Annotated in this window: 14 protein-coding genes; 2 read left to right on the top strand and 12 right to left on the bottom strand. The window is 69.6% G+C overall.

Annotation, left to right across the window (positions count from 1 at the left end; translation table 11 throughout):
• Positions 1-3: 3 nt before the first annotated feature.
• Complete coding sequence (locus tag HUN08_RS05515) at positions 4-294, bottom strand: DUF3017 domain-containing protein (protein ID WP_301546967.1); 291 nt, start codon at positions 292-294, stop codon at positions 4-6.
• Positions 295-440: 146 nt separating this feature from the next.
• Positions 441-1,307: a bifunctional methylenetetrahydrofolate dehydrogenase/methenyltetrahydrofolate cyclohydrolase gene (locus tag HUN08_RS05510; RefSeq protein WP_124248165.1), complete on the bottom strand. Its 867-nt coding sequence runs from the start codon at positions 1,305-1,307 to the stop codon at positions 441-443.
• A 60-nt stretch (positions 1,308-1,367) separates the two neighbouring features.
• On the opposite strand from HUN08_RS05510, the gene HUN08_RS05505 reads away from it, so the two are divergent.
• On the top strand, positions 1,368-1,832 hold the full coding sequence (locus tag HUN08_RS05505) for a tRNA (cytidine(34)-2'-O)-methyltransferase (RefSeq protein WP_124248166.1): 465 nt from the start codon (positions 1,368-1,370) through the stop codon (positions 1,830-1,832).
• Between the two features lie 8 nt (positions 1,833-1,840).
• Here HUN08_RS05505 and HUN08_RS05500 read toward each other — a convergent pair whose 3' ends face one another.
• The 10 genes from HUN08_RS05500 to HUN08_RS05455 all read right to left on the bottom strand — a co-directional run bounded on the left by HUN08_RS05500 (position 1,841) and on the right by HUN08_RS05455 (position 10,519).
• Positions 1,841-2,026, bottom strand: coding sequence for a hypothetical protein (locus HUN08_RS05500; protein WP_124248167.1), 186 nt, complete (start codon positions 2,024-2,026; stop codon positions 1,841-1,843).
• Positions 2,026-2,223, bottom strand: coding sequence for a hypothetical protein (locus HUN08_RS05495; RefSeq protein WP_124248168.1), 198 nt, complete (start codon positions 2,221-2,223; stop codon positions 2,026-2,028). The genes HUN08_RS05500 and HUN08_RS05495 overlap by 1 nt, the downstream gene beginning before the upstream one ends.
• 25 nt (positions 2,224-2,248) lie before the next feature.
• Positions 2,249-5,533 (bottom strand): error-prone DNA polymerase, encoded by a 3,285-nt coding sequence (locus HUN08_RS05490; RefSeq protein ID WP_124248169.1) that lies wholly within the window; start codon positions 5,531-5,533, stop codon positions 2,249-2,251.
• 119 nt (positions 5,534-5,652) lie between these two features.
• Complete coding sequence (locus HUN08_RS05485) at positions 5,653-6,045, bottom strand: type II toxin-antitoxin system VapC family toxin (protein WP_124248170.1); 393 nt, start codon at positions 6,043-6,045, stop codon at positions 5,653-5,655.
• Complete coding sequence (locus tag HUN08_RS05480; RefSeq protein ID WP_124248171.1) at positions 6,042-6,296, bottom strand: type II toxin-antitoxin system VapB family antitoxin; 255 nt, start codon at positions 6,294-6,296, stop codon at positions 6,042-6,044. Before HUN08_RS05480 ends, HUN08_RS05485 begins: the two co-directional genes overlap by 4 nt.
• Before the next feature lie 43 nt (positions 6,297-6,339).
• Entirely contained in the window at positions 6,340-6,741 is a 402-nt protein-coding gene (locus HUN08_RS05475; protein WP_124248172.1) for a hypothetical protein, read from the bottom strand.
• 18 nt (positions 6,742-6,759) lie between these two features.
• Entirely contained in the window at positions 6,760-6,912 is a 153-nt protein-coding gene (locus tag HUN08_RS05470) for a hypothetical protein (protein ID WP_165353488.1), read from the bottom strand.
• 121 nt (positions 6,913-7,033) lie between these two features.
• A complete protein-coding gene (locus HUN08_RS05465) occupies positions 7,034-8,596 on the bottom strand; it encodes a DNA polymerase Y family protein (protein ID WP_174900879.1) in 1,563 nt (520 codons plus the stop codon).
• Positions 8,593-9,318 carry a hypothetical protein gene (locus HUN08_RS05460; protein WP_129624365.1) on the bottom strand — a complete coding sequence of 242 codons (726 nt, stop codon included), beginning with the start codon at positions 9,316-9,318 and terminating at the stop codon, positions 8,593-8,595. The genes HUN08_RS05465 and HUN08_RS05460 overlap by 4 nt, the downstream gene beginning before the upstream one ends.
• Before the next feature lie 169 nt (positions 9,319-9,487).
• On the bottom strand, positions 9,488-10,519 hold the full coding sequence (locus HUN08_RS05455; protein WP_124248174.1) for an Rv2578c family radical SAM protein: 1,032 nt from the start codon (positions 10,517-10,519) through the stop codon (positions 9,488-9,490).
• A 170-nt stretch (positions 10,520-10,689) separates the two neighbouring features.
• On the opposite strand from HUN08_RS05455, the gene HUN08_RS05450 reads away from it, so the two are divergent.
• On the top strand, positions 10,690-12,063 hold the full coding sequence (locus tag HUN08_RS05450; RefSeq protein ID WP_124248175.1) for an LLM class flavin-dependent oxidoreductase: 1,374 nt from the start codon (positions 10,690-10,692) through the stop codon (positions 12,061-12,063).
• Positions 12,064-12,093 lie beyond the last annotated feature (30 nt).

Genomic DNA, 12,093 nt, shown 5'->3' with positions numbered 1-12,093 from the left:
CGGTTAGCGCGTGCCCAACGGGTCGATGGTGATCGCCATCCACAGCACGGCGGCGGCCAGCGCCGCATAGGCCGCCACGTCGAAACCGCGGCTGCGCACCTGCAGCAGACCGGCCCGGCTCGTCGGCAGGAAGGCCCGCAGCACCGCGGCGAACGCCAGCCCGCCGCCGAAGACGAAGGCGCCGCGTCGCCAACGATCCACGAGGACCAACACACCGGCCACCAGCAGCACCAGCAGCACCGCGAAGTACGGGATCTGCATGACATACCAGCGCCGGACCCGCGCGCGGCGCAGCTTCTTGGCCCGTTCGGCGTTGTCGGGGAGATCCTCGACGGCGGAGAGCGCCGACGCGGGATCGACGTGACGGGTCACGTTGTGCGCACCGCCCGGCTCCGCGGGGTCCGTCCCGCCAGCTGCCACCGCGCCCGGATCGCCCATCGTCAGGCCCCCCGCGCCGCCAACTGCGCCTCGGCGCGTTCGACGATGTTCACCAGCAGGAAGGCACGGGTCAGCGGCCCGACCCCGCCGGGGTTGGGGGACACCGCCCCGGCGACCTCCCACACGTCGGGATGGACGTCGCCGACCAGCTTCCCGTCGTCGCCGCGACTGACGCCGACGTCGATGACCGCCGCGCCGGGCGCGACCATGTCGGGGGTGATCAGGTGTCCGACGCCGGCGGCGGCGACGATGATGTCGGCGCGGCGGGTCTCGGCGGCGAGGTCACGGGTACCGGTGTGACAGAGGGTGACCGTGGCGTTCTCGCTGCGCCGGGTCAGGAGCAGGCCGATGGGCCGGCCGATGGTGACCCCGCGGCCGACGACGGCGACCCGCGCGCCGTCGAGGGGGATGTCGTAGCGGCGCAGCAGGTGGATCACGCCGCGCGGGGTACACGGCAGCGTCGACTCCTCGCCGAGCACCAGGCGGCCGAGGTTGATCGGGTGCAGGCCGTCGGCATCCTTCTCCGGCGCGATCCGCTCCAACGCGGCGTTCTCGTCGAGGTGGCGCGGCAGCGGCAGCTGCACGATGTAGCCGGTGCAGGCGGGATCGGCGTTGAGCTCGTCGATCGCGGCGTTGAGCTGCTCGGTCGTCGCGTCGGCGGGCAGGTCGCGGCGGATCGAGTTGACGCCGATCTTCGCGCAGTCGTTGTGCTTGCCCTTCACGTACGAGCGGGAACCGGGATCGTCGCCGACGAGGACGGTGCCGAGACCGGGCTCGATCCCCGCGGCCTTGAGCTTCTCGACCCGGGCGGCCAGGTCGGTGAAGATTTCGTCGCGGGTAACGATGCCGTCGAGTCGTGTCGCTGTCACAGTGCCATTCTTCCATGTCGGGTCGCCGGTCCCCCTGGCGCGGGCTGCTAACGTGCGAGCGTGTTCCGCATCCTGTTCGTCGCACCGTGCATCCCGCCCAATACCGGCAACGCGATCCGATTGGCGGCGAACACCGGGTGCGAGCTGCACCTCGTCGAACCGCTCGGGTTCGAGCTGTCCGACGCGCAGGTCCGCCGCGCCGGCCTCGACTATCACGAGATGGCCCACGTCACCGTGCACCCGAATCTCGACGCGGCATGGGATTCGCTGCGGCCGGAGCACGTGTACGCGTTCACCGCGCACGCGTCGCGGTACTACACCGACGTCTCCTACGAGCCGGGAGACGTGCTGATGTTCGGCCCAGAGCCGACCGGGCTGTCCGCGGAGATGCTCGCCGACCCGCACGTCACCGACCGGCTACGCATCCCGATGCTCCCGCAGCGCCGGTCGCACAACCTGGCCAACTCGGCCACCCTCGCCGTGTACGAGGCGTGGCGGCAACACGGGTTCGACGGCGCTGTCTGAGGCCGGAACTAGGGCTGGAGGTAGGCCAGTGCGAACCCCACGACGAACGTGATGATCGGGTACGTCACCCACATGGAGAACCGGCCGGTCAACGTGAACCGCACCCACCGCCATCGGTCGTCGGGGCGCTCGGCGGCGTAGTCGGGACGGTCGGCGACGTCGTCGGTGCGGTCGGTGTCGTCGCCGGGGTACATCAACCGGCCACCGCAGAACCGGCGAACAAACCTGCGACGAAGGCGACGATGCTGGGCAGGCCGGTCAAGAAGTTCTCCATCCGCCAATACAGCGCGTGCCCGAAGCCTTCGATCGTTCGACTGGCGAATGACGACCACGTCCACGGCGCCGCGTGGCGCGGCTTCGACCGGCGCGTCCTGTTCTTCTCCGAGTCCACGGGTCGAACCTAGCACCGCCGGTCGTCAACACCAGTCCCTCGACCGGGTGCCGATCTTCAGGTCCAGCGCCTGCAACCGGTCGGCGACGACGGTGACCGCACCCTCCGCGTTCTGCACCTTGCCGCGGACCACCAAAGCCGTTGCCGTGTGCGCCAACTCGCGATACCTGCGCCACAACCCCACCGAGCAGACGACGTTGACCATGCCGGTCTCGTCCTCCAGGTTGATGAACGTGACCCCCGACGCGGTAGCCGGGCGCTGCCGATGGGTGACGGCGCCGGCGACCAGGACGCGCTCCCCGTCGGCGACGGAGAGCAGCCCGTCGGCCGGCACCACCCCGAGCGCCGCCAACCGCGGGCGCAGGTATTGCGTCGGATAGCTGGTCGGGGTGATGCCGGTGGCCCACGCATCCGACGCCGCCAATTCCACCGCGGACAGACCGGGCAACTCCGGTGCCGGGGAACCCGCGCGCAACGGCAGTTGGTCGCGTTGGTGCCGTGCCGCCTCCCCCGCCGACCACAGCGCCTGCCGACGGCTCAGCCCGAAGGAGTCCAGCGCACCCGCGGTCGCCAACGCCTCCCACTGCGCCTGGCTCAGCTCGACGCGGGCAGCCGCGTCGTCGAGGTCGGCGAAGTCGCCGTGCGCGGACCGCTCGTCGACGATGCGTTGCGCCACCTCGTCGCCGATGCCGCGCACCCGTGAAAGCCCCAGGCGCACTTGGGTTCCCGCTTCTTCCAGCGTGGCGTGCGGCAACGATGCGTTGAGGTCGGGGCGGTGTACCGTCACCCCGTGCCGACGGGCGTCGGCGACCAGCGACTGCGGCGAGTAGAAGCCCATCGGCTGTGCCCGCAGCAGCGCGGCGCAGAACGCCGCCGGATGGTGCAGCTTGAACCACGCCGAGTAGAAGACCAGCGACGCGAAGCTCTGCGAATGGCTCTCCGGGAAGCCGAAGTTGGCGAAGGCGGCCATCTTCTCGTAGATCCGCTCCGCCACCTCGCCGGTGATGCCATGCAACTGCGCCATCCCGTCGAAGAACCGTTGCCGCAGCGCGGCCATCTTCTCCGGCGACCGTTTGGAGCCCATCGCCCGGCGCAGCTGATCGGCCTCGGCCGCGCTGAACCCGGCGATGTCGACGGCCATCTGCATGAGTTGCTCCTGGAACAGCGGGATGCCCATGGTGCGCTCGAGGGAGTTCTCCAGGGCCGGATGGTCGTAGACGACCTTTTCGAGTTTGTTCCGGCGCCGGATATACGGGTGTACCGAGCCGCCCTGGATCGGGCCGGGCCGGATCAGCGCGACCTCGACGACCAGGTCCATGAACTCGCGCGGCTTCAGCCTCGGCAGGGTCGCCATCTGGGCCCGCGACTCCACCTGGAACACTCCGACGGAGTCGGCGCGGCACAGCATGTCGTAGACGGCGGTCTCGGCCATGTCGATGCGCGCCAGATCCACCGTGATCCCCTTGTGCTCCTCGACGAGGTCGATCACGTAACGCAGCGCCGAGAGCATCCCCAGTCCCAGCAGGTCGAACTTCACCAGCCCGATGGCCGCGCAATCATCCTTGTCCCACTGCAACACGCTGCGGTCCTTCATCCGCGCCCACTCCGTTGGGCACACGTCGGCGATGGGCCGATCGCAGATCACCATGCCGCCGGAATGGATGCCCAGGTGCCGGGGCAACCCCTTGATCTGCGCGGCCATCTCCTGCACGTCGTCGGGCGCCTCGTCGGGCATGCGGCTCCAGGCGTCCTGCTGCCCGGTGGCATAGCCGAGGGCGCGGGCGGTGTCGCGCACGGCGGATCGTCGACGATAGGTGATCACGTTGGCGACCTGTGCGCTGTAGTCCCGCCCGTACTTGGCGTAGACGTGCTGGATCACTTCCTCGCGACGATCCGACTCGATGTCGACGTCGATGTCGGGCGGGCCGTCGCGCTCGGGTGAGAGGAAGCGCTCGAAGAGCAGGCGGTTGGCAACCGGGTCGACCGGGGTGATGCCCAGGGCGAAGCAGACCGCCGAGTTCGCGGCGCTACCGCGGCCCTGGCACAGGATGTCGTGTTCCCGGCAGAAGTCGACGATGTCGTGGACCACCAGGAAGTAGCCGGGGAAATCCAGCTTCTCGATGATCGCCAGCTCGTGCTCGATCTGCCGATAGGCCTTGTCCCGTTCCGGATGCGCGCCGTACCGCCGGGCCGCACCCATCATCGTGAGCTCACGCAGCAAGGTGATCTCGGTGTACCCCTCGTCGACGGCGAACGGCGGCAGGTTCGGGGCGATGAGATCCAGCTTGAAAGCACAGTCGGCGGCCAGGTTCACCGCGTTGTCGAGCGCGTCGGGATGCGCCGAGACGAGCCGAGCCATCTCGTCGCCGCTGCGCAGATGGGCTCCCCCGACGCCGGGCATCCACCCGTCGATGGTCTCGACGTCGGTGCGCGCGCGGATGGCGGCCATGGTGAGCGCCAGCCGACGGCGCTGCGGGCCGGCGAAATGCGCGCCCGTCGTCGCGACGACGGGCAAACCACACTCCGCGGCGAGGGCGGCGAGCAGCGCGTTGCGCTCGTCGTCATCCGGTTGGGCCGTCGACGTGAGTTCGACGGCGACGTTGTCCTGCCCGAACCGTTCGATCAACCCGCCCAGCTCCCGGCGGGCCGCGTCGGGACCGCCGCGGTCCAGCGCCCGGCGCAACCCGCCCTTGCGGCAGCCGGTGAGGATGAGCCAATGGCCCTGGTGGCTCGTGCGCGACAGCTCGTCGAGGTCGTAGCGCAGCAGCCCCTTCTTCCCGCCGCTCATGTGGGCCGACGCCATGGCCTGCGACAGCCGCCGGTAGCCCTCCGGCCCGCGGGCCAGGACCAGCAAATGCTCGCCGGACGGATCGGGGACCCCGGTGCGCACCACGTCTGGCTCGAGGGAGAGTTCGGCGCCGAGAACGGTCGGGAGACCGAACTCGCGGGCCGCCTCGGCGAATCGGACCACGCCGTAGAAGCCGTCGTGGTCGGTCAGCGCGAGCGCTTTGAGATCCAGGCGGACGGCCTCCTCCACCATCTCCTCCGGTGTCGAAGCCCCGTCGAGAAAGCTGAACGCGCTGTGGGCGTGCAATTCGGCGAACGGCACGGTGGAGGTGACCGGGCGCACCGTCTCGTCGGCCAGGTAGGCGTCCCGCTTACGCGTCCACGCCGGTGAGTCGCCGCCGTCGGGGACGCCCACATCGTCGACGTGCTGGTCTTCCGGGTACCCGGTCTTGCCCGAGCGCGGCCGTCCCGACAGCACCCGCTCCATCTCCGCCCAACTCGGCGGCCCGTTGGACCATCCCACCCGAGTCAGTATATCGAACGTATGTTCGCATTGCTGGGTTGTGGGCAAACCCAGCAGTTCCGGACATACCCAGCACCTTTCGGGTGTGGGGTCTGTCCAGAAGTGCAGGGTATGTGTGGTCAGTCCAGCGCACAGCGCACGCCCGTATGGGTGAAGTCGTCACCCTTCCAGAGAAGGGGCTCGTCGCGTTCGACGGCCAGCGCGTAAGCGAAGCAGTCGCCGAAGTTGAGTCCCGCCCGGTGACCACTCCCCTTGCCGAAGTCGGCGTACGCCCGTCGGGCGATGCGGGACTGCTCGACGCTGACCGGCACCACCTCGATCCCCGTCGCTTTCATCCAGGAGTCGAAGGCGCGACTCGCTTCGGGAACACCCTTGCGGTCGATCACGATGGAACACTCGAGATAGGTACCGGCAGACATGACCGCCTGTTGTCTTGCCAGAGCAGTCGCATACCGTCGTGCATCATCCTCACCGGCCAGGATCGCGACGATGGCCGAGGTGTCGACGATCATTCGGGCAGCCCGCCCTCTCCATAGAGTTCCGCCGTGGGGTCGACACCCGGGGCAAGCCCGATCAGCACACCGATCTCGGCCCCCTGGTCGAGAATCCGACTCGCCTCGTCGCGCTCGAGCAACTCGCGCAATCGGGCTTCCACCGCAGACTCCACCGCAGCCTCCTGGCTCTGACCGGTCAGTCGCGCAAGTTGCTTGACGAGTTCATGCGTTCGCGGATTCTTTATGTTCATCGCCATCGTGGTACCCACCTACCTGTCTATAGGTACCAATATACCTTCGACGCGCGCCCGACTAGGCCGCAACGCTGCGCGGAGAGACGGTGAACAGGCTGCCGGGCGAGACGGTGTACCGCCATGCCTCGCCGTCGCAGCGCACCGCGACCCGGTAGTGGCCGGGCACCGTGCCGCGCGTCTCGCTCCTCGACTGCCCGGGAGCCAGGTCGGCGCGCAGGGAGATGAAGCCCGCCTGGGTAGTCGGCCCGGCCCCGGGATCGGTCAGCACGGCGGCGCAAGTGATCGGGTTCTCCCGATCCAGATTGGTGACGCGCAACGTCACCGTCTCGTCACCGTTGTCGACGGCGTCGACGCGCACCCACGACGTGCCCAGCGTCAACGCGTTGACCACCGGCCCGCCCATCGCCAGCGGTACCGCGACCGTCGTCGTACCCAGCATCGCCGCACGCAGAGTTCTCATCGCCCGCACCACTCGGAATCAGCGGGTGCGATAGCGGCGCTGCGGTGCGCGGCGATCGGGGCCGGGAGGGAGCGGTTGCGGGTTGATCCAGTTGATGCCGCCCGGAGGCAACGGCTGGGGATTGATCCGCGTCAGGTCTCGGCGCCGCTTGAACGTGTTCTGGTTGGTCATGATCGTCAGTCCTTCGATATCCGCAGACCGTCGGAGCACGGCCTGTCATCCAAGAGTCCGCCGACCACCCACGGAGGACACGCGTAGTGCACTACCCGAAAACCCCCGACACCCGACGCGATCACTCGTAGACCCCCTCGACCCGCCACTGCTCGTCGGCACCGAAGCGCAACAGCAGTGCCCGCTCGTCGTCGAGCAGGACCTGCGCGCGGGCCAGCACCTCGTCCCCGGACAGCCCGCACGGCCACGGGCCGGCCCACCACTGCACCGACCAACTGTGCGACGCCCCCGAGACGACGGTCGCCGGCTCCCCGGTGAATGCTCCGCGCACGGTCACCCCGACGGGGCTGCCGGTCGCGTCGCACACCGCCACCGGGGCGTCGACCAACACGGCCGGCGTCGGCTGCGGCAACCGCGACGGCCAGGGCGCGTTCACCGCCCGAACCGGGACCGCCGACTCGCCCGCCGGAACCAGGGTGATCTGCTCGGCCGGCCCCCGCCCGCCGTCGCGCACCGGGACCATCACCGCGTCCGCGCCGAGCAAACCCTGCACCCGGACCACCGCACGACGGATCCGATCGGCGCGGGATCCGTCGGCCCACGTCTCTCCGGGCCCGGGCAGTTCGTACTGCAGACCGGCCCCGGAGGAGACCTCGACCGGTTCCAACACCAGCTCGACGACCGGCGAATCGGGCCCCTCCGCCGCACCGGCGGCCCCCTCCATCAGCCACCCCTCCAGCTGCCAGCGCACCCGATCGGCCGTCGTCTCCGGGGTCAGCGGCAGCGCACAGCACCAGATTCGCGAGTTCTCTTGCCCGTGCTCAGTTCTCGCCGATACCGCCAACCGCGTGCAGGACATCGCCGCGGCGGTCAGCTTTTCATGCAACTGCACGGCGAGCCGGCGGGCCAGGAACGCGGCCGCGTCGATCCGGTCGACGGGCGGGTCACAGGCGTGAACGACGGCCAGCTCCGGCGGAACCGGTACGGCCGACGGGACGCGCCCCGGTTTACCCGACGCCTGCCGATGCGCGACGAGAGCTTCGGCATCGAAACGACTGCCCACATCAGTCGGGGGCAGCGTCGCGAAAGCCCCCAGTGTGCGCAACCCGAGGCGCCACAGCAGGTCCACCAGCTCCGATCGCGACTCGCCGACGAGCGCCGGCTCGGCCGCCAACTCGTGGATCGATAGCGGTGCCAAGAACCGCTCATCCTCCCCCGGTGCGACGATCGTCTCCCGCCGCGCCGCCAGGACGGCGGTGAACATCTCGTCGGCGATGCCCAGCTGTACCTCTGCGCCGACCTCGGCGACCGCCTCGGTCACGGCCGAGGCCAGGTTCTCCTCGGAGCCGAAATACCGCATCCCCGAGATCGATGCCGCCAGCACCCCCGGGCGCAACACCTCGGTCGCGGGCAGCACCCGCGTCACGGCGGTGACGACCGGGCCGAACAGCCGCCCGTCCCGGTCCAGTTCCGCGGGGACGACCACCAGTTCCGGACAGTTCGACTGCGCCTGACGTTTGCGCATACCGCGCCGGATGCCCAGACGACGCGCGGGCGCCGAGCAGGCGACGACCCGATTGGCCGTGAGGACCGCCAACGGGGCGTCGGGCGGCAGATCCCGTTCCACCGCGGCCGCGACGGCCGGCCAATCCGGCGCCCACAGCGCGAGGATGCGACGAGTCACCGGTCCACCTCCCCGGATTCGACACAGGGCATTCCCCCACCCGCGGTGAGACGCACACTGCGCGGCGGGCGGCTGCGGGCGCGGACCGATACCGCGAGATCCCACCCGTCGATCCGGCCATAGCCGCACCGGACCGTCGGACCACGGCGGTAGCCGCTGACCCGGGCGGTCAGTTGGGCGGCGGCGCCGGGCCAGGAGCCGTCGACGACGAGTAGGACAGAGGAGTTGCGCCGCGCCCGGGCCGCGAGCACTTTGGCCCGCGACGGCGGCACGGATGCCCCGCCGAGGCCCAGCACCACCAGGTCCATGCCGTCGAGCAGGATCGTCGCGATCTGCAGCGGATCCGGGCCGGGGTCGGCGATCAGTGCGACCCGGTTCAGATCCGCCCCCATCTCCGCGGCGGCGAGCATGCTCAGCCGCTTGAGGCCGACCACCGCGACCTGGGCCCCGGCTCCGCTGGCCGCCGCGATCATCGAGAGCAACAGGGAGCCGGCTCCAGCGGCCGTCACCACGCTCCCCCGGCCCAGCCCGCCCCCGGGGAACAATCCCGCGAGGGTGGCGGGTACCGCCAGGACGTCTGGCGGCGGACCGTCTTCCCCCGGTCCGACCTCCAACCGCCGCGCCGCGGTACCCGCCGTCGCAACTCCGACCCCGGCCATCGCCTGGCGCAGTTGCGCCACCGTCGGGTCGACCGCCGACCCTTCCACCGCTACCTCGACCATCGTTCCTCCCGACCTTTACGCCTCTCGCGCAACGCTTTTCCGCGTGTTTTCACACCTGGCGAAGCCGGTCGGGAAGGGTTCCGACTTCATCGAACATTCATTCGATTCACTGACTGTAGACCGAAGGTCCGACAATGCGCAAGAGCGGGAATATCGCCTGGTCAGAAGGCTAGAAAAGCGTCGGCTCAGCCATCGCCGCAGGTACCGGGACCGGCGGTGAAGCCACCGCGGGATCGGTCGTCGGAACCGGCCCCGACCGTCCCTGCAGACCGTGTGCGGCGACCAGCGGGCGCAAGCGCTGCGCGAGCCGCGCCGAGTACTCCCCCGGCACATAGGCACCGCGGCCGTACAGCACGCGATAACGCTTGAGCAGCGCCGGATGCTCGTCGGCCAGCCACTGCAGAAACCAACCCCGCGTCGACCCGCGCAGATGCATGGGAATCGCCGACACGCTGGCCGCCCCGGCTGCCGCCAGCTCGGCCAGCAACGCGTCGAGCTGGGCCGTCGAGTCGGTCAGGTACGGGATGACCGGCGCCACCATGACATGCGGGGCGAATCCCGCGTCGGCGAGCGAGCGGATCAACTCCAGCCTGGCCCGCGGCGCGGGCGCCCCCGGATCCAGGCGACCGGCCAACTCGGCGTCGGCCGTTGCCAACGACACCGAGAGCGACACGTCGACGACGTCGGCGGCCTGGCGCAGCAACGGCAGGTCGCGGCGCAGCAGCGCGCCCTTGGTCAGGATGGAGAACGGCGTCCCCGACGATGCCAGCGCCGAGATGATCGGCGGCATCAGCCGATAGCGCCCCTCGGCGCGCTGATACGGATCGGTGTTGGTCCCCAAACCGACGACCTCGCGCTGCCACGAGCGCCGGCGCAACTCCTTGCGCAGCACCGCGGCAGCGTTGAGCTTCACGACGATCTGCCGGTCGAAGTCGTCCCCCGCGTCGAAGTCCAGGTACTCGTGCGTCGGACGCGCGAAGCAGTACCGACAGGCGTGGGTGCACCCGCGAAAAGTGTTGACGCTGAACCGGAACGGCATACCCGACGTCACCGGGACGGGATTCAGCAGGGACCGGCACAGCACCTCGTGGAAGGTGATCCCGGCGAACTCCGGCGTCGTGACCGTCCGGACCAGATCGGAGCGGCCCAACCCGGGCAATCCCCCGTCGTCCATGTCGATCATTTGTTCGGACCACCGCATTCCCCAATGCGAACACATGTTCTACTTCTATGTCAATCCCGCACACGACGACGGCGGTCCGGCGCCGGCGACGAGCCGGTTGCGATCAGCGCGCACACAAGGTCGACCGCGCCATGCCCCGGCGGTTTCACTTGTCTCACCGACTCACCCAGACCAGGACGGACACTCCCATGCCCCAGCGCCAACTCCACCTCGGCGGCTTCCTCATCGCCTCCCCCGTCACCCACTCGCACGCCGCCTGGCGGCACCCGGGCTCGGAGACGGACTACTTCGGCCCCGACCACTACCACCGCGTCGGGCGCATCCTCGAGCGCGGCACCTTCGACTTCGCCTTCTTCGCCGACCTCCTCGCAGCGCCGGTGCGGTTCGGCGGCGACCAGTCCGAGCCGTTCCGCCGCGGGACGCAGGCGGCCGCGACCATCGACCCGAGCCTCGTCGCCGCCAGCATCGGTGCCGTGACCAGCCGGCTCGGCATCGCGGTCACCAAGTCCACCACCTACTTCCACCCCTACGAGGTGGCCCGCGTCTTCGGCTCGCTCGACCATCTGACCCGGGGGCGGATCGCCTGGAACATCGTCACCTCGCTCTCGCAGGCCGAGGCGCAGAACTTCGGCTTCGACGAGCACGTCGAGCACGATCGGCGCTACGAGCTGGCCGAAGAATTCGTGAGCACCGCGGTGAAGTTGTGGTCGAGCTGGGAGGTCGACGCGGTGACCGCGGACAAGAAGACCGGCGTGTGGGCCGATCCGTCGAAGATCCACACGATCGACCACGTCGGCGACCACTACCGCTCACGCGGACCGCTCAACCAGCCCCGATCGCCGCAGCACCGGCCGGTGCTGATCCAGGCCGGGTCGTCGAACACCGGCAAGAACTTCGCGGCCCGCTGGGCCGAGGCCATCTTCGAGATCGATCCGACGCCGGAGGGCCGGCGCGCCTACTACGACGACGTGAAGTCGCGGGCGTCGAACTTCGGCCGCAATCCCGACCACGTCAAGATCTTCCCGTCGTTCATCCCGTTCATCGGCGAGACCGAGTCCATCGCCCGCGAGAAGCAGGCCTTCCACAACGAGCTGGCCGACCCGATCTCCGGCCTGATCACCCTCTCGGTACACACCGATCACGACTTCTCGCAATACGACCTGGACGCCCCCGTCGAAGACATCACGGTCAGCGGCACCCAGGGCTTGTTCGACGTGGCGCGGCGGCTCTCCCAGCGCGACGCCCTCACCCTGCGCGACATCGGCAAGCTGTACGCACAGGGTGTGTTGCTGCCGCAGTTCGTCGGGACCGCTGCCGACGTCGCCGACCAGATCGAGGAGTCCTTCCACGGCGGCGAGGCCGACGGATTCATCGTGTCCAGCGCCCAATCCCCCGGCACTTTCAACGAATTCGTCGACTACGTCGTACCCGAACTCCGCCGCCGCGGCTTGTTCCGCGAGGAGTACACGGGGACGACGCTGCGCGACCATCTCGGCCTGGGCGATCCGCACGACGACCTGCCCGCGGACATCCGCGGTGAGGCACAGCGGCTCGGGGCGTGACGACCGGCGACCGCCGCACATCGGGGCCGC

The organism is Gordonia sp. X0973, assembly GCF_013348785.1.
In the GTDB taxonomy this organism is placed as follows: domain Bacteria; phylum Actinomycetota; class Actinomycetes; order Mycobacteriales; family Mycobacteriaceae; genus Gordonia.
This window is presented reverse-complemented; position numbering and strand designations above follow the sequence as displayed.